At 68.0% G+C, this 19,787-nt stretch carries 24 protein-coding genes; 10 read left to right on the top strand and 14 right to left on the bottom strand.

Annotation, left to right across the window (positions count from 1 at the left end):
- Nucleotides 1-8: 8 nt before the first annotated feature.
- Nucleotides 9-437 (bottom strand): YcgN family cysteine cluster protein, encoded by a 429-nt coding sequence (locus OXR60_RS06020; protein WP_267394871.1) that lies wholly within the window; start codon nt 435-437, stop codon nt 9-11.
- Nucleotides 434-1,024 (bottom strand): SCO family protein, encoded by a 591-nt coding sequence (locus OXR60_RS06015; protein WP_267394870.1) that lies wholly within the window; start codon nt 1,022-1,024, stop codon nt 434-436. Before OXR60_RS06015 ends, OXR60_RS06020 begins: the two co-directional genes overlap by 4 nt.
- A 65-nt stretch (nt 1,025-1,089) precedes the next feature.
- Here OXR60_RS06015 and OXR60_RS06010 point away from each other — a divergent pair, with 65 nt between their 5' ends.
- The gene (locus OXR60_RS06010) at nt 1,090-1,701 is read left to right on the top strand and encodes an ankyrin repeat domain-containing protein (protein ID WP_267394869.1); all 612 of its coding nucleotides are present in this window, start codon (nt 1,090-1,092) and stop codon (nt 1,699-1,701) included.
- 6 nt (nt 1,702-1,707) lie between these two features.
- On the opposite strand, the gene OXR60_RS06005 is transcribed toward OXR60_RS06010, so the two are convergent.
- The 11 genes from OXR60_RS06005 to OXR60_RS05955 all read right to left on the bottom strand — a co-directional run bounded on the left by OXR60_RS06005 (nt 1,708) and on the right by OXR60_RS05955 (nt 8,654).
- Nucleotides 1,708-2,199, bottom strand: a complete 492-nt coding sequence (locus tag OXR60_RS06005) for an MmcB family DNA repair protein (protein ID WP_267394868.1) — start codon at nt 2,197-2,199, stop codon at nt 1,708-1,710.
- Nucleotides 2,200-2,250: 51 nt separating this feature from the next.
- Entirely contained in the window at nt 2,251-2,919 is a 669-nt protein-coding gene (locus tag OXR60_RS06000; protein ID WP_267394867.1) for a cell wall hydrolase, read from the bottom strand.
- Between the two features lie 153 nt (nt 2,920-3,072).
- Nucleotides 3,073-3,408 (bottom strand): DUF1491 family protein, encoded by a 336-nt coding sequence (locus tag OXR60_RS05995; RefSeq protein ID WP_267394866.1) that lies wholly within the window; start codon nt 3,406-3,408, stop codon nt 3,073-3,075.
- Nucleotides 3,405-3,872, bottom strand: coding sequence for a PaaI family thioesterase (locus OXR60_RS05990; RefSeq protein WP_267394865.1), 468 nt, complete (start codon nt 3,870-3,872; stop codon nt 3,405-3,407). Before OXR60_RS05990 ends, OXR60_RS05995 begins: the two co-directional genes overlap by 4 nt.
- Nucleotides 3,862-4,329, bottom strand: a complete 468-nt coding sequence (locus tag OXR60_RS05985; protein WP_267394864.1) for a PTS sugar transporter subunit IIA — start codon at nt 4,327-4,329, stop codon at nt 3,862-3,864. Before OXR60_RS05985 ends, OXR60_RS05990 begins: the two co-directional genes overlap by 11 nt.
- A 54-nt stretch (nt 4,330-4,383) precedes the next feature.
- Nucleotides 4,384-4,977 (bottom strand): ribosome-associated translation inhibitor RaiA, encoded by a 594-nt coding sequence (raiA, locus tag OXR60_RS05980; RefSeq protein ID WP_267394863.1) that lies wholly within the window; start codon nt 4,975-4,977, stop codon nt 4,384-4,386.
- A 50-nt stretch (nt 4,978-5,027) separates the two neighbouring features.
- Entirely contained in the window at nt 5,028-5,723 is a 696-nt protein-coding gene (gene dnaQ / locus OXR60_RS05975) for a DNA polymerase III subunit epsilon (RefSeq protein ID WP_267394862.1), read from the bottom strand.
- A 7-nt stretch (nt 5,724-5,730) separates the two neighbouring features.
- Nucleotides 5,731-6,345 (bottom strand): dephospho-CoA kinase, encoded by a 615-nt coding sequence (coaE, locus tag OXR60_RS05970; protein WP_267394861.1) that lies wholly within the window; start codon nt 6,343-6,345, stop codon nt 5,731-5,733.
- A complete protein-coding gene (gene aroE, locus OXR60_RS05965; RefSeq protein ID WP_267394860.1) occupies nt 6,342-7,166 on the bottom strand; it encodes a shikimate dehydrogenase in 825 nt (274 codons plus the stop codon). Before aroE ends, coaE begins: the two co-directional genes overlap by 4 nt.
- A complete protein-coding gene (locus tag OXR60_RS05960; protein ID WP_267394859.1) occupies nt 7,163-7,759 on the bottom strand; it encodes a nucleoside triphosphate pyrophosphatase in 597 nt (198 codons plus the stop codon). The genes aroE and OXR60_RS05960 overlap by 4 nt, the downstream gene beginning before the upstream one ends.
- Before the next feature lie 70 nt (nt 7,760-7,829).
- Nucleotides 7,830-8,654 carry a pyruvate, water dikinase regulatory protein gene (locus tag OXR60_RS05955; protein WP_267394858.1) on the bottom strand — a complete coding sequence of 275 codons (825 nt, stop codon included), beginning with the start codon at nt 8,652-8,654 and terminating at the stop codon, nt 7,830-7,832.
- Between the two features lie 404 nt (nt 8,655-9,058).
- Here OXR60_RS05955 and hemE point away from each other — a divergent pair, with 404 nt between their 5' ends.
- The 9 genes from hemE (at nt 9,059) to OXR60_RS05910 (ending at nt 18,612) form a co-directional block, all read left to right on the top strand.
- Nucleotides 9,059-10,120 (top strand): uroporphyrinogen decarboxylase, encoded by a 1,062-nt coding sequence (hemE, locus tag OXR60_RS05950; RefSeq protein WP_267394857.1) that lies wholly within the window; start codon nt 9,059-9,061, stop codon nt 10,118-10,120.
- On the top strand, nt 10,120-10,566 hold the full coding sequence (locus OXR60_RS05945) for a CopD family protein (RefSeq protein ID WP_267394856.1): 447 nt from the start codon (nt 10,120-10,122) through the stop codon (nt 10,564-10,566). The genes hemE and OXR60_RS05945 overlap by 1 nt, the downstream gene beginning before the upstream one ends.
- A gap of 304 nt (nt 10,567-10,870) precedes the next feature.
- A complete protein-coding gene (rho, locus tag OXR60_RS05940) occupies nt 10,871-12,127 on the top strand; it encodes a transcription termination factor Rho (RefSeq protein ID WP_267394855.1) in 1,257 nt (418 codons plus the stop codon).
- 148 nt (nt 12,128-12,275) lie between these two features.
- A complete protein-coding gene (locus tag OXR60_RS05935) occupies nt 12,276-13,010 on the top strand; it encodes a TerC family protein (RefSeq protein WP_267394854.1) in 735 nt (244 codons plus the stop codon).
- A gap of 130 nt (nt 13,011-13,140) precedes the next feature.
- On the top strand, nt 13,141-14,418 hold the full coding sequence (gene mnmE / locus OXR60_RS05930; RefSeq protein ID WP_267394901.1) for a tRNA uridine-5-carboxymethylaminomethyl(34) synthesis GTPase MnmE: 1,278 nt from the start codon (nt 13,141-13,143) through the stop codon (nt 14,416-14,418).
- Between the two features lie 81 nt (nt 14,419-14,499).
- On the top strand, nt 14,500-16,338 hold the full coding sequence (gene mnmG, locus OXR60_RS05925; protein ID WP_267394853.1) for a tRNA uridine-5-carboxymethylaminomethyl(34) synthesis enzyme MnmG: 1,839 nt from the start codon (nt 14,500-14,502) through the stop codon (nt 16,336-16,338).
- Nucleotides 16,335-16,940: a 16S rRNA (guanine(527)-N(7))-methyltransferase RsmG gene (gene rsmG, locus OXR60_RS05920; RefSeq protein ID WP_267394852.1), complete on the top strand. Its 606-nt coding sequence runs from the start codon at nt 16,335-16,337 to the stop codon at nt 16,938-16,940. The genes mnmG and rsmG overlap by 4 nt, the downstream gene beginning before the upstream one ends.
- Nucleotides 16,937-17,719, top strand: a complete 783-nt coding sequence (locus OXR60_RS05915; RefSeq protein WP_267394851.1) for a ParA family protein — start codon at nt 16,937-16,939, stop codon at nt 17,717-17,719. The genes rsmG and OXR60_RS05915 overlap by 4 nt, the downstream gene beginning before the upstream one ends.
- On the top strand, nt 17,716-18,612 hold the full coding sequence (locus OXR60_RS05910) for a ParB/RepB/Spo0J family partition protein (RefSeq protein ID WP_267394850.1): 897 nt from the start codon (nt 17,716-17,718) through the stop codon (nt 18,610-18,612). Before OXR60_RS05915 ends, OXR60_RS05910 begins: the two co-directional genes overlap by 4 nt.
- A 145-nt stretch (nt 18,613-18,757) precedes the next feature.
- On the opposite strand, the gene holA is transcribed toward OXR60_RS05910, so the two are convergent.
- Complete coding sequence (gene holA, locus OXR60_RS05905) at nt 18,758-19,777, bottom strand: DNA polymerase III subunit delta (RefSeq protein ID WP_267394849.1); 1,020 nt, start codon at nt 19,775-19,777, stop codon at nt 18,758-18,760.
- Nucleotides 19,778-19,787: the final 10 nt, after the last annotated feature.

The raw sequence follows: 19,787 nt of genomic DNA, 5'->3' as shown, positions 1-19,787 counted from the left end.
CGCCGCGCTCACAGCTCGCGATCGACGATGTGGTTCTCGAAGTCGCCGACGTCATCCTCGCTGACGGTCCAGCCGCGCACCGACTGCTTGGCCTGGTGGACGCTCTCGCGGTCGCCGGACACGAGATAATGCCAGTCGGGCAGCGGCTCGCCGGCGGCGCGAAGACGGTAGGCGCAGGTGCTCGGCAGCCAATCAATGGTACGGACGTTCTTCATCGTCAGCCGCACGCATTCGGGGACATAGGCGTGGCGGTGACGGTAATCGGAGCAGAAGCCGGTGCGGCGATCGAGCAGGCGGCAGGCGATGTTGGTAGGCACCAGCTCGCCGGTGTCCTCGTCCTCGAGCTTGTGGATGCAGCATTTGCCACAGCCGTCGCACAATGCCTCCCACTGGCCGCGGTCGAGCTGCTCGATGGGCAGCTCCCAGAATTTGCTCATGATGCCCAATGCTTGATCTCGGCGGCCACGGCCTGTGGCCCCTGTTCGGTGGGCAGCAGCGCCAGCGGCCGCCCCTCGGGACTCATCAGATAGGCCTGCCGGCTGTGGTTCACCAGATAGCCGCCGCCCGGCGATGCATCGCCCTTGGCGGCATAGACCGCATATTCCTTGGTGACCCGCGCGATCTCGGCGGCCGATCCGGTCAGCCCGACCATGCGCGGATGGAAGGCGGCGACGAACTGCTTGAGCACCGACGGGGTATCGCGCGTCGGATCAACGCTGACGAACACCGGCACGACCCGCTTAGCCAAGCCAGGATCGCTCTTGTCGAGCTGGCCGAGCGCGGTGCCGATGACCTGCAGATCGGTCGGGCAGACGTCGGGGCAGAAGGTGTAGCCGAAGTACATGATCCGGTAGCGGCCCGCGAAGGTTCGATCGCTTACGGCATGGCCGTCCTGGTCGATCAGCGTGAACGGTCCGCCGATTGCGGCGCCGGCGAGCGGCGGCTGTTCGGCCGGCGTCGAACCACGGCTGCAGGCGACGAGCAACACCGCGGCAACAAGCATGAGGCAGGAACGAAAGTTCATGACCGCGCCAGCCTTGATCTGTTACCGACGGCCACGCAAGCACCCGTTCCCCGCGAGGATAATCGATGTTCCGCCAGCGCTTCCTGATCGCCCTCACCCTGGCCCCACTGGCGTTGCCGGCGGTGGTCGCCCCCGCCGCCGCGCAGCAGCAGTCGGAAGGCTATAAATTCCTTCAGGCGGTCGACAAGGAGGATGGCAAGGTCGTCACCACCATGATCGAAACGCCCGGCAGCACGATCATCAACACCAAACAGGTGACCGGGGGCAAAGGCGCGCTTCACCTGCTGGTGTCGCATTCCAACTCGCTGTTCTTCCAATATCTGCTGCAGAAGGGCGCCGATCCCAACATCCGCGACAGCGCCGGCAACACCCCGCTGATCCTCGCCGCCCAGGCGGGCCGCGAGGATCTGGTGCAGCTGCTGCTGGCCTATAAGGCCAACATCAACCTCGGCAACTCGGCCGGCCAGACGCCGCTGATCGTCGCCGTCAACAACCGTGACGCGGCGGTGACGCGGCTACTGATCGACAAGGGCGCCGATCCCGATCAGACCGACAACCTCGCCGGCCTGTCGGCGCGCGCCTATGCCACCCGCGACAATCGCAACCCGGTGATCACCGCGCTGTTCGCGGATTTGCCGAAGAAGGCCAAGCGCCAGGTCTCCGGGCCGAAATTCTAGATCGATCTAGATCGCCAGCGCGTCGGGATCGGTGAGCCCCACTACCCGGCGCGCGGCGCGGCGCGCAAAGGCGAGCGTGCAGCGCTTGCGGACATGGGCGGCGAGCGGCACGGTGTGCGCCTCGCGCAGGATCGCGGCATCGTAGCGATCGGCGACGATTACCCCGGTACGCTCGGGCAGGAAGGCAGCGCCATCGAGTGGCGCGGTGTCGAAGCCGGCCGGCACCGCCCAGAAATAGCGGTCGCAATGGGCAAGATAGTCGGGCCATTTACCGTCGCCGAGCAGATCGGCGCGCGATACCTTGATCTCGACGATGACGAGCTGGCCGCGCGCATCGAGCGCCATCAGATCGGCACGGCGACCGCCATCCAGCGGCACCTCCGCGATCGCGGTGATATCGTGGCGGAGCAACATCCGCGTCACCCCGCGGGCGACATCGGCCGCGCACAGCAGCGGATTGTCCCCATCCAAACAAGAAGCCGGCGCCACGTCTAGCATGGCGCCGGCATAGAACATTCAGCGAACAGGGCAAGCCTGCTCGTCGCCGTTTCAGCGATAGAAGACGTGGTTGCCGATCGCGGCAATCTTGACGACGCTGCCACCCGGGCGACGGTTCGGCGTGTTGAAGTACAGCGCCTTGGGGGCCGGGCTGTCCCAGGCCGCGGCAAGCGCGACCTTGGCGACGGCGATCGCGGTGCGATAGCTGGCACGCTGCTGATCGATGCTGGGGATCTGGCCGCCGCGGACGAAGCTGAACTGGCCGCGCTGGGTGACCACCGAGCAGACGTCCTTGGGGAAGCGGCCCGACTTGGAACGGTTGATGATCACGTTAGCGACCGCGAGCTGGCCGGCGAGCGGCTCGCCCTTGGATTCGAAATAGACCGCGCCGGCGAGGCAGCGGACGGCGTCGTCGGCATCATCCGCCTGCTGGGCGGCGACGGCATCGGCGAGGGTATGGAAATCGTCGCTCTCGGCCAGGGCCGGCTCGACCACAGCGTCCTGCGGCGTGACGCTCGCATCGGGCTGGGGAACAACGGCGGGGGTGAGGGTGTTATTGTCGGGCAGGATCGCTGCAGGAAAGATCGAAGCAACGGCGCTTTGAGCGGTGATCGCGGTGCGATCGAGGTCCGAAGCCTTGCTGGGCGAGCTGGTGCCAATGAGCCCGGCCAAAGAAAAGGTCATCACCGCAATCGTCGCGGCGCGCTGCAAAACGGTCATCTACTTGATCATTATGCGGTTGGACCACGGACCCGATCGCCAGGCGATCGTCCGGGCATCCCCCCGACTGCGTCACCGACCCGGATCGCACCCAGGCAACGGCACAACGCTTATTCAACGTGCGTTCACCCTTTGCGGGGCAGCCTTTGGGTGTCAATCGACGAGGATTGTTTCAGCGGCGAACCGTTCGGCGTCTGCGATGTCCAGTTCAATTACCCATAGATCGGGGTCGCGCGACCGGCGGCGGCGCCAATAATCCTCCACGCTTGGCCCGGAGTCGCCGGGGGCGGAGTCGATCAGCACCACCCGGCCGTCCGGGCCGATTCCGCGTTCGACCAGGCGCGGCGGCCCGGCACGATCGTCGAGCAGGATCAGGATCGCGCCGCCCTCGGCGTCGCCCCTAGCGCGGACCACGGCGAGGCCGCCGGCATCGTTGACCCGGCGCAGCATCGCGGACACCAGCATGCCGCTCGGCAGCCGATCGCTCACGACGCGCGGTAGCCCGGCAGGCCGGACAACGCGATCTGCGAGCGCATGAAGGTGCCGGTGCCGCGCGCGGCCTCTTCGCCGTCGGCGTCGATCAACCGCGCATCGGCGACGAATACGCGGCGCTTGCCGCTGATCCAGCGCCCCTCGGCGATCACCGGGCCGGCCTTGAGCGGCCGCGTCAGCAGCAGATTGAACGCGGTGGTGAGCAGGAAACGATCGGTGACCAGGCTGTTGGCCGCGTAGAAGGCGGCATCGTCGAGCATCTTGAAATAGCTGGTGCCATGCACCGCGCCGGCGGCGTGGAAATGACGCTCGTCGAGCTGGAAATGGATGCGCGCCACCCCCGCCGACACGATCTCTAGCCGCGACTCGAACAGCCGATTGATCGGCGCGGCGGCATAGAGCGATTCGAGCGCGCGGAAATGTGCGGTGGCGCCGTCGCCGGCGGCAGTATCAGGCGGCATCGCGCGCCGCATCGGCCGAGAATAGCGCATAAAGCGCATCGGGCGAGCCCGCGCCGCGCAGCTTGGCCAGGAACGGCCGATCGCGCATCCGCCGCGACACCCGGGCGAGCGCTTTCAGATGATCGGCGCCGGCCGCGGTTGGCGACAGCAGCATGAACACGAGGTCAACCGGGAGATCGTCCACCGCGTCAAACTCGATCGGCTGGGCGAGGCGCACGAACACCCCCGCCACCGCGGCCAGGCCGTCGAGCTTGGCATGGGGGATGGCGACGCCGCCGCCGAAGCCGGTGGAGCCGAGCTTCTCGCGCGCGGCGAGTCGCTCGGCGACCAGCTTGGGGTCGGCCCCCAGCGTCTCGGCCGCGGTGGTGGCGAGTTGCTGGAACAGGTTCTTCTTGTTGGCCGCGGCGACGTCCTTGAGCACCCCCTCGGGTCGCAGCAGATCGCTTAAATCGTGCATTCGTCACTCGCGAGAGACCCGCCGGGCTCCTCGCGAGTCCGGCGGGCAGAAGGATCAGCTGGCGCTGGGCATGCGTTGCGGCTCCACCCAGCCGATGGTGCCGTCGCCGCGGCGATAGACCATATTGTAGGTGCCCGTCCCCGAATTCTTGAACAACAGCGCGGCGGTGTTGCGCAGATCGAGCATCATCACCGCATCCGAGACGCTGGCATCGGGAATGTCGACGCGGGTCTCGGCGATGATCAGCGGGGCATCGCCCACGTCCTCCTCGGTGACCTGCTCCTGGAACAGCGTGTAGCCGGCATTGTCATAGCCGATGCTCTCGGCCATCTCGATCGCCTGATCGGCGTTGCGATCCTTGAGGCGGCGCATGTAGCGGCGCAGCTGCTTTTCGATCTTGTCGGCGGCGCCGTCGAAGGCGAGATGCGCGTCCTGCGCCTCGTGATGCCCCTTGAGCACCAGACCCTTCATGACATGGGCGACGATATCGCATTTGAATCCGACATCATGCGGACCCTTGCCGAAGGTGGCTTCGGCAGAGATGGTCCGACTGAAATACTTGTCGGCGATACCCTGAAGCCGGTCGCTCACATGATCCTTGAGCGCGTCGCCGGGTGCGACCTGATGACCAGAGATCCGGATATCCATTTCATTCTCCTTGGCTTTGGGCGGCACCTATTGGCCTCGCCCAGATGGCGTTATCCGAACGCCTCGACCCCCCACAGTGGATCCTCCAACTTCGAAACAAATGCCGCATGCGCTGCCCGTTCCGCGGCAGACGGAGCGAAAACGCGCGGTGGACGGACGCGGCTCGGCCCGCGCCGGCTGGTCTGCAGCGCGTTTGCCACCACCCGATCGCTGACCAGCCCGAGCCCGATCTGGCGGCCGCCCATCAGCTCCACATAGACCTGGGCGAGCAATTGCGCGTCTAGCAGCGCGCCGTGGAGCACGCGATGGCTGCGGTCGACGCCAAACCGCGAGCACAAGGCATCGAGGCTGTGCTTGGCGCCGGGATGGCGGGTGCGGGCGATCTGCAGCGTGTCGACGAACCGCGTCTTGGTGCAGATCGGCGCGCGGCCGCAGCGGGTCAGCTCGCCGTTGAGGAAGGCGAAGTCGAAGCTCGCATTGTGCGCGATCAGCGGCGCATCGCCGAGGAAGTCGACCAGCTCGTGGACGGCATCGGCGAACAGCGGCTTGTCCGCGAGGAACGCCTCGGACAGGCCGTGCACCGCAAACGCCTCCTGGGGCATGCCACGCTCGGGGTGGTAATAAGCGTGGAAGGTGATGCCGGTTTCGCAGCGGTTGACCATCTCGACGCAGCCGATCTCGACCAATCGGTCGCCGCCGGGGAAGCTCAGGCCGGTGGTTTCGGTGTCGAAGACGATCTCGCGCATCCAGCCTCTATCCGCCTGCCGCCGGGGTTAGGCAAGCGATCAGGCGGCGCACCGCATCGCGGGTGTCGTCGAGCGGGACGTCGGTGGCGATCACCCAGTCGGCGCGGGCGCGCTTGTCGGCATCGGGCAGCTGGCGGGCGAGGATGGCGGCAAACTTGGCCTCGGTCATGCCGGGGCGGGCGAGGACGCGGGCGCGCTGGACTGGGGCGGCGGCGGAGACCACCGCGACCGTGTCGACCAGGCGATCGCCGCCGGTCTCGAACAAGAGCGGGATGTCGAACACCACCAGCGCCGCCGTGGCATGGGCGGCGAGGAAGGCGGCGCGCTCCTGGGTGACGGCGGGGTGGACGATGGCCTCGAGCCGCGCCATCGCGGCATCGTCGGCGAGCACCCGGGCGGCAAGGGCAGGGCGATCAACCCCGGCACCGCCGGTGGTGCCAGGGAAGGCGGCCTCGATCGCGGCCACCACCGCGCCGCCGGGACCCTGGAGGCGGTGGACAGCGGCGTCGGCGTCGAACACCGGGACGCCCTCGGCCGCGATCATCCCCGCCACCGTCGACTTGCCCATGCCGATCGAGCCGGTGAGGCCGAGGATCGCAGGGCGGCCGGCGGAACCGGTCATGCCACCAGCAGGTCGCGCAACTCGTCGTCGCGGTCGCGCGGGGGTTCGGCGCCGAAGAACAGCTCAAAGGCGAGCGCGGCCTGGCCGACCAGCATCTCGAGGCCATCCACCGTCTCGAGATCGCGGGCGCGCGCCGCGGCAAGCAGCGGGGTCTCCAAGGGCGCGTAGACGATGTCGTAGACCAGGCTATCTTCGCTAAGTTCGCGCATATCGACGTCGAGCGGGGGCTGGCCGACCATGCCGAGCGTGCTGGCGTTGACCAGCAGCGCCGAGGGCGGGACCACCGGGGTGAGCGGCAGCGCCTGGCCCTTGAGCCCGAACGCCGACAACAAAGCCATGGCTTTCAAGGGGTTACGGTTCATCACCGTGACCGGGCCGACGCCAAGGCGGGAGAGGGCGAAGAGGATCGCGCGCGCGGCGCCGCCGGCCCCGATCACCGTCACCGGCTTGCCCGCCCAATCGAAGCCGGCGATCGGCGCGTAGAAGCCGCCGGCATCGGTGTTGGTGCCGACCAGCGCGCCATCCTCGGCGCGGATCACGGTGTTGATCGCGCCGATGCTGGCGCGGACGTCGCCGCGATCCTCGACATGATCGAGCGCGGCGATCTTGTGGGGAACGGTGATGTTGCAGCCGCGCCAGGCCGGATCGTCGCGCCGCGCGGCGAAATAGGCCGGCAGCTCGTCGGCGGTGACATGGGTCTTGCGATACTCGGCATCGATGCCGAGTGCGTCGAGCCAGAAGCCGTGGATCAGCGGCGACTTGGATTGGGCGATCGGATCGCCGATCACCTCGGCATAAGGCCGGACGGGGAGGGTGGTCATGACGGGATCACTTCGCGAAGACGGAGATAATCGAGGACGTTGAGCAATGGCAGGCCGAGCACGGTGAACTGGCTGCCGTCGATGCGGGTGAACAGCTGCGCGCCCGGGCCCTCGATGCGGAAACAGCCGACGCAGCCCGCGATCGCGGGCCATTCGGCATCGAGATAGGTCTGGATGAAGGCCGGCGATAGCGAGCGGACGTGAAGCTTGGCGGCCTCGACATGGCGCCAGACCGCGGCGCCGCCCTCGGCGATCACCGCGGCGCTCCACAGCTCGACGCGGGTGCCGCTCATCCGCGCGAGATGGTCGGCGGCCTGGTCGCGGCTTTCGGGCTTGTCGAGCAGGGTGCCGTCGGCGAGCGCGACGATGCTGTCGCTGCCGAGCACCAGCGCCTGCGGCGCGCGCGCCGAGACCTTGAGCGCCTTCAGCTCGGCAAGCGCGTCGGCGAGATCGCGCGGGCGGAGGCCGGCGAGGCTGTGCTTGGCGGCCTCCTCGTCGACGCCGGCGGCGACCGCGTCAAACGGCACCCCGGCGGCGGTGAGCATGGCGCGGCGCGAGGCGCTTTGCGAGGCGAGGATGAAGGAGATGTTCATGCGACTACCGTTGCCCGGTCATCGCGGAGAGCCCGGACGATAGGGGAGGGGGATATCTGGCGAACTCGGCTCATACGCCGGCGAGCTCGCTGCGGCGCTGGTTGGCGAGCGCGGTGATCGCCGCGGCGGTTTCCTCGATCGAGCGGCGGGTGACATCGATCACCGGCCAGCCATTGTCGGCAAACATCCGGCGAGCGAAGGCGATCTCGCGGGTGACGGCCTCCTGCTCGACATAAGGGGTGTCGGGCTGCTGGTTGAGCGACAGCAGCCGGTTGCGGCGGACCTGGATCAGCCGATCGGCGCTGGTGGTGAGGCCGACGACCAGCGGCTTTCTGAGCGTGAACAGCACCGGCGGCGGCGGGCTTTCGACCACGATCGGGATGTTCGCGGTCTTCCAGCCGCGGTTGGCGAGATAGATGGAGGTCGGCGTCTTCGACGAGCGCGACACGCCGGCGAGCACGATATCGGCCTCTTCCCAGTCCTCCGACGCGATGCCGTCGTCATGGGCGATGGTCCATTGGATGGCATCGACCCGCGCGAAATAGGCGGCGTCGAGAACGTGCTGGCGGCCGGGCCGCGCCTTGGCCTGCTGGCCGAGCAGCCCCGACAGCGCATCGTTGACTGTATCGAGCGGGGCGACCGAGGGCAGGCCGAGCGCGGCGCAGCGCTGCTCGAGGATGCGGCGGTTGGCGGTGTTGACGAGCGTGAAGATCACCAGCCCGGGGTTCTGCGCGATCTCCTGGAGGATGCGCTCGAGATGCGCCTCGGTGCGCACCATCGGCCAGAAATGGCGGACCGTCTCGACGTCGTCATATTGGGCGAGCGCGGCCTTGGCGATGTTCTCCAGCGTCTCGCCGGTGGAATCCGAGAGCAAGTGCAGATGGAGCCGCATCATCGCCGCCTGTCCGGCGCCGCGACCGCCTGGCTGGACCGTTCTGTGGATAACATGCGGAGAAGGGCTAGCGTAACTCGGCTCCCCCGCCAAGCGACGGAGACGGCGTTGATAACTGCCCTTCTATCCACAATCCCGCGCACAGCCCGCGCGTTCATCCACAGCCTGTGGATAACGGGGATAGCGAATCCCGAATCGGAGGGGTTCCGCCGCTCCTTGCCGGTCAAGCTGTTGGTGATTACGGGACAGATGACTTTACCCCGGCATCCACGTGCCAATCACTACAACATCCTCTTTTGAATCTTCTTTATATAGGAAGAAGGGCGCTGACCGACCGTCTCTCCACACCCGTTGCCGGCCCGCTTGTCGCCCCCCTTGTCGCTGACAAGGAAGGGGGCGATCAGGGCATGCCCGTGGCGCCGCTGCTCGCGACCCTCAAGGGCCAGCGCCAGGCGGTGCCGCCGCTGTGGCTGATGCGCCAAGCCGGGCGCTACCTGCCCGAGTATCGCGCTTTGCGGGCGGAGAAGGGCGGCTTCCTCGCGCTCGCCACCGATCCCGCGGCGGCGGCCGAGGTGACGCTGCAGCCGATCCGCCGCTTCGGCTTCGACGGCGCGATCCTGTTCTCCGACATCCTGATGGTACCCTGGGCGCTGGGCCAGGATCTGAGCTTTGGGGTGGGCGAGGGGCCGCGGCTCGAGCCGGCACTGGCCGGGCTCGAGATGGATCATGCCCTGGAAGCCCTTCAGCGCGTCCCTGAGCGGCTCGACCCGGTCTATGCGACCGTGGCGCGGGTGGCGGCGCATTTGGCCCTACAGACCACCTTCCTGGGCTTTGCCGGATCGCCGTGGACGGTCGCCACCTATATGGTCGCGGGCAGGGGATCGAAGGACCAGGGTGAGACCCGGCGCTACGCCTATCGCGACCCCGGCGCGTTCGCCGCGATCATCGCCGCGATCGTCGAACTGACGATCGAGTATCTCGCGCGCCAGATCGAGGCGGGCGTGCAGGCGGTGCAATTGTTCGACAGCTGGGCGGGGAGCCTTTCCCCGGCGCAGTTCGAACGCTGGGTGATCGCGCCCAATGCGGCGATCGTCGCCGGTCTGCGCGCGCGCTGCCCGGGGGCGTGCATCATCGGTTTCCCCAAGGGCGCGGGCGGCAAGCTGCCGGCCTATGCGCGCGAGACCGGGGTCGACGCGCTGGGGCTCGACGAGACGGTGGACCCGGTGTGGGCGAACGACATGCTGCCGACCGGCATGCCGGTGCAGGGCAATCTCGACCCGCTGGCGCTGATCGCCGGTGGCGCTGCGCTCGACGAGGCGATCGACCGGATCCTCGCCGCCTTCCCCGAGCGGCCGCACGTGTTCAACCTCGGCCATGGTATCTTGCCCGATACGCCGATCGCGCATGTCGAGGCGTTGATCGCGCGGGTACGCGGCGAGACGATGGGCGGAGCAGGGAGCAAATGGTGATGGAATGGCTGGCGGGCGCCTATCTGTGGATCGTCGCAGCGCATGTGATCTTCGTGATCTTCTGGATGGCGGGGCTGTTCATGTTGCCGCGCTATCTGGTCTATCACCAGGAGGCGCTGGCCGCCGGCCGCGTCGACGAGGCGACCTTGTGGGTGGAGCGCGAGACCAAGATCCGCGCGATCATCCTCACCCCGGCGATGATCGTGGTGTGGGTGCTGGGGCTGACGCTCGCCACCGTCGGCCATCACTGGCAGGAGGGCTGGCTCCACGCCAAGCTGCTCTTCGTGCTGCTGCTGTCGGGCTATCACGGCTGGGCGGTGGGCTATGCCAAGAAGCTCGCGCGCGGCGCGCCGACGCTCGATGGACGGAAGCTGCGGATGCTCAACGAGGTGCCGGCGCTGATGGTGACGCTGATCGTGGTGCTGGTGTTCGTGAAGCCGTTCTGACGAGTGGAGGTGACGCTCGCGCCACGTTCGTCACCCCAGCGAAAGCTGGGGTCTTGCACGATGGTGCGGGCAAGAGCCGCTTGATACCCCAGCGTTCGCTGGGGTGACGATGGGACGGGGCGGGGCACGGGTTACCGTGGCGCATCCGTCGCTAAGCGCTTGACGAAGCCGGCCGGGCTACTTACCTCCTGAACACGCGTAGAGCGGCGTCCTGCCGTTCCGCGTTCCTCTTCAGCTTATTGTCGCTGCGTTCCTTCGCCGACCAAGCTTACCCTCCCCCGACTATCCGCATCCGGAAATATCCATGCATCTCAAAGACTTAAAGAAAAAGACGCCCGCCGAACTGGTGAGCATGGCCGAAGAACTGGGGGTGGAGAGTGCGTCCACGCTCCGCAAGCAGGACCTGCTGTTCGCGATCCTCAAGGTTCAGGCCGAGAATGGCGACCAGATCTTCGGGCTCGGCACCATCGAGGTGCTGACCGACGGCTTCGGCTTCCTGCGCAGCCCCGAGGCCAATTACCTCGCCGGCCCCGACGACATCTATGTCTCGCCCAACCAGGTCCGCAAGCACGGCCTGCGTACCGGCGACACGGTCGAGGCCGAGATCCGCGGCCCCAAGGACGGCGAGCGCTATTTCGCGCTGACCAAGCTGGTCTCGGTCAATTTCGACGATCCCGACGCGGTGCGCCACCGGGTCAATTTCGACAACCTCACCCCGCTCTATCCCGAGCAGAAGCTCACCCTCGATCCGTTCGACCCGACCCAGAAGGACAAGTCGGCGCGGGTGATCGACATCATCTCCCCGCAGGGCAAGGGCCAGCGCACGCTGATCGTCGCGCCGCCGCGGGTCGGCAAGACGGTGATGCTGCAGAACATCGCCAAGGCGATCACCGACAATCACCCCGAGGTGTTCCTGATCGTGCTGCTGATCGACGAGCGGCCCGAGGAAGTCACCGACATGCAGCGCTCGGTAAAGGGCGAGGTCGTCTCCTCGACCTTCGACGAGCCGGCCACCCGCCACGTTGCGGTCGCCGAGATGGTGATCGAAAAGGCCAAGCGCCTGGTCGAGCACAAGAAGGACGTGGTGATCCTGCTCGATTCGATCACCCGCCTCGGCCGCGCCTACAACACCGTGGTGCCGTCGTCGGGCAAGGTGCTGACCGGTGGTGTCGACGCCAACGCGCTGCAGCGCCCGAAGCGCTTCTTCGGCGCCGCGCGCAACATCGAGGAGGGCGGCTCGCTGTCGATCATCGCCACCGCGCTGATCGATACCGGCAGCCGCATGGACGAGGTGATCTTCGAGGAGTTCAAGGGCACCGGTAACTCGGAAATCGTGCTCGACCGCAAGGTCGCCGACAAGCGCGTGTTCCCGGCGCTCGATGTCGGCAAGAGCGGCACCCGCAAGGAGGAGCTGCTGGTCGAGAAGGACAAGCTCTCCAAGATGTGGGTGCTGCGCCGCATCCTCATGCAGATGGGCACGATCGACTCGATGGAGTTCCTGCTCGACAAGATGAAGAACTCGAAGACCAACGAGGATTTCTTCGACTCCATGAACCAGTAAGACGCCGGCCGGCGCAGGCCGCCGGCCGTGTGACGAATGATGAACGGGGCAGCGGCCTCGTGATGACGGCGCGGGCGTTGCTCGCGCCGTTGTTGTAACGACCATCGAAGGGGCGTGGCGTCGCCCCTGACTGCCGGGAGCAACGCTTTTGACCATCCTCACCATGCTCGCCGCTGCCGCGGCGACCGTCAGCGGGCCGGGCTCGCCCGCCGAGATCTGGCAGCATATCGTCAGCGACTTTTCCAACCTCACCGATCCTGCCGCGCTTGCCGCGTTCGGCTCGGTGCTGATGATCGATCTCGTCCTCGCCGGCGACAATGCGATCGTTGTCGGCGCGCTGGCCGCCGGGCTGCCCGCCGAGCAGCGCAAGAAGGTGATCCTGATCGGCATCGGCGCGGCGCTGGTGCTGCGGATCTTTTTCGCGCTGATCGTCACCTGGCTGATGGGCATCGTCGGACTGATCTTCGCCGGCGGGCTGCTGCTGCTGTGGGTAAGCTGGAAGTTCTGGCGCGAGATCCGCGCCGGCGCGCATAGCCCGGGATCCGACGAGATCGCCGGCGACGAGCATACCGGGGTGACGGCGGCGCGCAGCCTCGCCGGCGCCGCCTGGGCGGTGACGATCGCCGATGTGTCGATGAGCCTCGACAACGTCCTCGCCGTCGCCGGCGCGGCGCGTGAGCATCCCGGCATCCTCGTGGTCGGGCTGCTGCTGTCGGTCGCGCTGATGGGGCTGGCGGCGAACTTTATCGCCCGGATCATCGATCGCCATCGCTGGATCGCTTATATCGGCCTCGCCGTGATCCTCTTCGTCGCGGGCAAGATGGTCTATGAGGGCTGGACGGGGACCGGGCAGACGCTGGGGATCGTCAGCCTGTTCGGCTGATCCCTTCCGCCCTTGCTGGAGCTGATGACGGCCCGCTCTCCCGCCAGGGGAGGGCGGGCCGTTTGGCGTGGCGGTGGTCCCGCTCGACGCGGCGGGCTATGCGGCGCCGAGCACGGCGGAAGGTGAGACGATGGACACGATCTTTGCGGTATCGAGCGGCCGGCCGCCTGCGGGAATCGCGGTGATCCGGATCAGCGGCGCCGGCGCGATTCCCGCGGCGACGCGGCTGGCGGGGAGCGTGCCGGCGCCGCGGGTCGCCGGGCTGCGGGCGCTGCGTGACCACGCGGGCGGCCTGCTCGATCGCGCGCTGGTGCTGGTGTTCCCCGGCCCAGCCAGCGCCACCGGCGAGGATCTCGCCGAGCTGCACTGCCATGGCGGCCAGGCAGTAGTCGCGGCGGTCGAGCGGGCGCTTGCCGCGCTGCCGGGGCTGCGGCGCGCCGAGCCTGGCGAGTTCACCCGGCGCGCGCTGATCAACGGCCGGATCGATCTCGCCGAGGCCGAGGGGCTCGCCGATCTACTCGGCGCCGAGACCGAGCGGCAGCGGCTCGCGGCGCTGAGCGCCGCCGAGGGGGTGGTCAGCCAGCAGGTGCGCGGGTGGATGGACCGGCTGGCGATGCTCGGCGCCGCGGTCGAGGCCGAGCTTGATTTTGCCGACGAGGATGATGTCGCGACCGGTGGTGGCGATCGGCTTGGCGAGGTGCGAGACGGGACGGCAGCGCTGGCGGCAGCGATCGCGGCGGTGCTCGACAACCCGCCGGTCGAGCGGTTGCGCGATGGCCTTAGCGTGGTGCTGGGCGGGCCGCCCAACAGTGGCAAGTCGACGCTGATCAATGCCCTCAGCCAGCGCGACGTCGCGATCGTATCACCGATCGCGGGGACGACGCGCGATCGGGTCGAGGCGGCGGTGACGCGCGGCGGGCTCGCTTATGTGCTGACCGATACCGCCGGGCTGACCGACACGGAGGATACCATCGAAGCGATCGGCGTCGACCGCGCCGAGGCGGCGATCGCGGCGGCGGACCTGCTGCTGTGGCTCGGCGACGATGCGCCACCGCGTGAGGCGATCTGGGTCCATGCCCGGGCGGATCAGCCGGGTCGCGCGGCGCTGCCGGCGGGTCGGGCCATCGCGGTAGCGGCGAACCACAGCGCAGATGTCGAGCGGCTGTGGGGGCTGATCGAGGCGGCGGCGACGGCGTTGCTGCCGCGGGTCGACGCGATCGTCCTGCACCAGCGCCAGCGCGATGCGGCGGCGGTCGCGGTCGCGCAATTACAGGATGCATCGGCGGACGCGCTGATCGTCGCCGAGCAGCTGCGGGCGAGCCGGGTGGCGCTGGGAACGATTCTCGGGCTGGATGCGACCGAGACAATGCTCGATGCGCTATTCAGACGGTTCTGCATCGGCAAGTGATGTTCCACGTGGAACATGCCGTGCCGGTGTTCCACGTGAAACAATTTTGACCGGACCCGCCGTGCGCGATAGGCGGCGATCATGTATGACGTGATAGTCGTCGGTGGAGGGCATGCCGGCACCGAAGCCGCCGCGGCGGCGGCACGCCGTGGCGCGGCCACCCTGCTGCTCAGCTTCGACCGTGCCCGGATCGGCGCGATGTCGTGCAACCCGGCGATCGGAGGGCTGGGCAAGGGCCATATCGTCCGCGAAGTCGACGCGTTCGACGGCCTGATCGGCCGGGCCGCCGACGCCGCGGCGATCCATTATCGCATGCTCAACCGCTCCAAGGGCGCGGCGGTGCAGGGGCCGCGGGTCCAGGCGGATCGTCGCCATTATGCCGCGGCGATCCAGCGCATGCTGGGCAAGCTGCCGACGCTGACGATCGGCGAAGGCGAGGCGGAGGCGCTGGTAATTGACCACGGCCGGGTGGCCGGCGTGATGCTCGCCGACGGCAGCCGGATCGCGGCGCGGAGCGTGGTGCTGGCGACCGGCACCTTCCTGGGCGCCAAGCTGTTCCGCGGTGACGAACGCGACGAGGGCGGGCGGATCGGCGAGCGGCCGGCGACGCAATTGGCCAGCCAATTGCGTGCGCTTGAGCTGCCGATGGCGCGGCTCAAGACCGGGACACCGCCGCGGCTGGATGGCCGTACGATCGACTGGGCGCGGCTCGCCGAGCAGCCATCCGACCCCGAGCCCTGGACGATGTCGCCGCTCACCGCGGCCCGGCCGCTGCCGAGCATCGCCTGCGCGATCACCCGCACCACCAAGGCGACGCATGATGTGATCCGCGCCGGTCTTGACCGGTCGCCGCTGTTCAGCGGCGCGATCGGAGCGCCGGGGCCGCGCTACTGCCCCTCGATCGAAGACAAGGTGCACCGCTTCGGCGACCGTGACGGGCACCAGATCTTCCTCGAACCCGAGGGGCTCGACGATCCACTGGTCTATCCCAATGGCCTGTCGACCTCGCTGCCGACCGACGTCCAGCAGGCGATGGTGGCGAGCATCGAGGGGCTGGAGCGGGCGGTGATCGCGGTCCCAGGCTATGCGGTCGAGTATGACTATCTCGACCCCCGAGCGCTGGATGCGACCATGGCGCTGCAGGCGTTGCCAGGGCTGTATTGCGCCGGGCAGCTTAACGGCACCACCGGTTATGAGGAAGCAGCAGGGCAGGGGCTGGTGGCGGGGCTCAACGCGGCCGCCCATGCCTGCGATCTGGCACCGGTGATCCTCGATCGGGCATCGAGCTATATCGGGGTGATGATCGACGACCTGGTGTTGCAGGGGGTGACCGAGCCCTATCGGATGCTGACCGCGCGCGCCGAATACCGGCTGTCGCTGCGCGCCGACAATGCCGAGACGCGGCTGGGACCGATTGCCGCTGCGGCAGGGTGCCTCAGCGCCGAGCGGCTCGCGCATCAGCAGCGTCGAAGCGACGGCTTGAAGGCCGTCCGCGCCGGGCTGGAGCAATCGCTGACTGCCTCGACCATCGCCGCGCGGGGCGGGCTAGTGACGCAGGACGGCAGCCGACGCACGGCGTTTGAGTGGCTCCGGACCAGCGGCATCGGTTTCGATCAGGTCGCCCCCGAAGGCGAGCATGACTGGCCGGCTGAGCTGATCGATGAGGTGGTGGAGGACGCCCGCTACGCACCCTATCTCGAACGTCAGGCCGAGGAGGTGGCGAAGATGCGCCGCGATGAGGCTGTGCCGTTGCCGGCTAATTTGCGCTTCGACGCAGTGCCTGGCCTGTCGTCGGAGATGATCGACCGGCTGTCGATCGCGCAGCCGGGCTCGCTCGCCGCGGCATCCCGGGTCCGCGGGATCACCCCCGCGGCCTTATCAGCCATCTATCTTTATACACAGCGCAAGGCGGCCGCATGACCGAACAGGACGCCCGCCAGTGGATCGTCGATCAGCATGGCGCCGAGCGAGCGGAGCGGGTGGAGCGCTTCCTGGCGCTGGTCACTGAGGAGAATGAGCAGCAGAATCTGATCGCGCCGTCGACGGTAGCGACGATCTGGCAACGTCATGCCTTGGACTCCGCGCAGCTGCTCACTCTGGCATCGGCAGGCGCCAAGAGTTGGATCGATGTCGGCACGGGGGGTGGTTTTCCCGGCATGATCGTCGCGCTGCTGTTTAACGGCAAGGTTGCGCTGGTCGAACCGCGGCGGCGCCGTGCTGACTTCCTCGAGCGCGCGGCGGATGCATGTGCGCTCACCAACGTGGCGATCTATGCGGCGAAGATCGAACAGGTCGACGCGATCGGCGATGTAATCTCGGCGCGGGCGGTCGCATCCGTCGAAAAGCTTTTGCAAGCGACCGCGCATTGCGCCACACTGGCAACACGATGGATCCTGCCGCGGGGGCGGCTTGATCCGGACCAGCTGAACAGCTTGAGATTCAACCGCCGCATGATGTTTCACGTGGAACACAGCCTGACGGATCCGGCCTCATCGATCCTGGTCGTGGAGAAGAAGCGATGACGTGCATTGCCGTGGCGAACCAGAAGGGCGGGGTGGGCAAGACCACCAGCGCGATCAATCTCGGCACCGCGCTTGCTGCGACCGGCAAGCGGGTGCTGCTGATCGACCTCGATCCGCAGGGCAATGCCTCGACGGGTCTCGGCATCGGCCATAACCAGCGCCAGCAATCGAGCTATCACGTGCTGCTCGGCGAGGCCGAGGTCGACGATGCGGTGATGCAGACCAAGGTGCCGCGGCTCGACCTACTGCCGGCGACGCAGGATCTGTCCGGCGCCGAGATCGAACTGGTCGAGTTCGAGGCGCGCACCCACCGCCTCGATCATGCGATCGCGCGGTCGACCGGCACCTGGGACATCATCCTGATCGACTGCCCGCCATCGCTGGGATTGCTGACGATCAACGCGATGGTCGCGGCCAATGCACTGCTGGTGCCGCTGCAATGCGAGTTCTTCGCGCTTGAGGGCCTGTCGCAGCTGCTGACAACGGTGGAGCGGATCCGCGAGCGATTCAATCCGGGACTGGCGATCCTCGGCGTGGCGCTGACCATGTATGATCGCCGCAACCGGCTGACCGACCAGGTGTCTGCCGATGTTCGTGCGGTGCTCGGCCAGGTGGTGTTCGAGACAGTGATCCCGCGCAACGTGCGCCTGTCTGAGGCGCCGAGCCATGGCTTGCCGGCGTTGATCTACGATTATCGCTGCTCGGGCTCGCAGGCCTATATCGATCTCGCGCGCGAGCTGATCCAGCGCCTGCCGCAGCAGACCGCGGTGGCCGCATGACCGACGCCAAACGTGGTGGCCGCCCCGGCGGCCTGGGCCGTGGGCTGAGCGCGCTGCTCGGCGACATGACCGCCGAGGCGCCGATCGCGCCGGGCGCGGCCAAGCCGCCCGGCGTGCGGATGCTGCCGGTCAGCGCGCTGTCGCCGCACCCTGGCCAGCCGCGTCGTCACTTCGACGAGGCACTGCTCGACGAGCTGGCGGCGTCAATCGCGGCGCGCGGGTTGATCCAGCCGATCGTGGTGCGGCCGCATGGCCACGATTATCAGATCGTCGCCGGCGAGCGCCGCTGGCGCGCAGCGCAGCGGGCGCGGCTGCACGAGGTGCCGGTGGTCGTCCGCGACTTCAACGACACCGAGACGCTCGAGATCGCGCTGATCGAGAACATCCAGCGCCAGGACCTCAACGCGATCGAGGAAGCGCAGGCCTATCAGCGGCTGGCGGGCGATTACGGCCATACCCAGGAAGCGCTCGCCAAGATCGTTCACAAGTCACGCAGCCATGTTGCTAACCTATTGAGATTGCTCGAACTTCCTGACGGTGTTCAGGCACTGGTGACCGATGGATCGCTGTCGATGGGTCATGCCAGGGCGCTGCTCGGCGCGCGCGATGTCGAGGTGCTGGCGGGCCAGGTGGTGCGCAAGGGCCTGTCGGTGCGCGACACCGAGAAGCTCGCGCGCGGCGCCAAGCCCGAGCGCAGCGGCGGCCGTCCGCGCAATCCGCCGCCCGCGGCCGATCCGGATATCGCGGCGCTGGAGACGCAATTGTCAGATCTGCTCGGGCTCAATGTGCGGGTGAGCCATGGTGCCAATGGCGCGGGCGTGCTGACGCTGGCCTATTCGACCCTCGACCAGCTCGACATGGTCTGCCAGCGGCTGACCGGGGATAATATCTGAAGCGGGACGGCCGCTACAACGTTCGCGGCTAGCCCGCCGTTGGCCTGACCTTCGTTCAGGATGCATGACCTGCGCGTCGTGTCAGGCGGAGCCGTTCGGCCATGGATGCTGAAACAAGTTCAGCATGACGGCGGTGGAAGTGGCGTCAGCCGCGGCGTTCGATGCTGCGGGTCAGCTCGGCAATGGCATGGTCCGCGAGCACGGTGCCGGCGTTGGCGCTGGCCATTACCGCGCGCTCGGCGTGGCGGACGCGGGCGAGCGCGGTGGCGAGCATCGGCGCGCTCCAGCGGCGCAGCGCCTGGCCGGTCGCGGCCTCTTCGCGAAAGAACACGCGGTGGCGCTTGAGCACGCCGTCCAGCGCGTCGCCACGATCGAGATCGGCGCGCATCTCGGCCAGCGACATCAGCCGGCGGGCGAGCTGGCGCAGCCACGGGATGGGCGAGGTACCGGCCTCGGCGAAGCGGCCGAGCTCGGCCCCGAGCATGGCAGTACGGCCGGCGATCACCGCGTCGATCAGCGGGCCGAGTTCGGTGTCGCCCAGATCGGCGCCGACCGCGTCGAGCGCGGCGGGTTCGAGATCCTGGGGTCGATCGGGCGCAGCATCGAGATAGAGGGCGAGCTTCTCGATCTCGCGGGTCAACACGGCGCGGTCACCCGCGGCCGAGGCGGCGAGCCGCTGCGCGGTATCGGCGAGCGGGCGCAGGCCGTGGTCACGCGCGATGGCGACCGCGAGCTTCTCGAGATCGGCGGCGCTCGGCTCGTAGCAGGCAAAGGCCATCGCCCGCGGCGAATCGAGCGCGAGCTTGACGATCTTGGCGGTGGATTTGACCGTGGGCGCGAGCGCGACCACCGGGTTGCCGGCCTGGCTGGCGGCGAGCAGCGTGGAGAAGGCCTCGAGGCATTCCTCGCCCGCGGGCGAGACGCGGATGAAGCGCGCACCGCCGAACAGCGATAGCGAGCCGGCCTCGTCCGTGAGGCGGGCGGGGTCATTCTTGAGCTGGGCGCCGTCGAGATCGATCCGCTCGGCGTCGGCGCCCATCGCGGTGCCGAGGCGGGCGGCGAGTTCGGCGGCGGCGGAGGCGTCGGGGCCGTGGAGGAGGTAGAGGCGGTAATCGGGGGAGGGACGCTCCATGGCGGCACGAATATCGCGCGCATTGGCCTTCATCGCCTCACCC

This window comes from Sphingomonas sp. GC_Shp_5, assembly GCF_026540855.1.
Classification (GTDB): Bacteria; Pseudomonadota; Alphaproteobacteria; order Sphingomonadales; family Sphingomonadaceae; genus Sphingomonas.
This window is presented reverse-complemented; position numbering and strand designations above follow the sequence as displayed.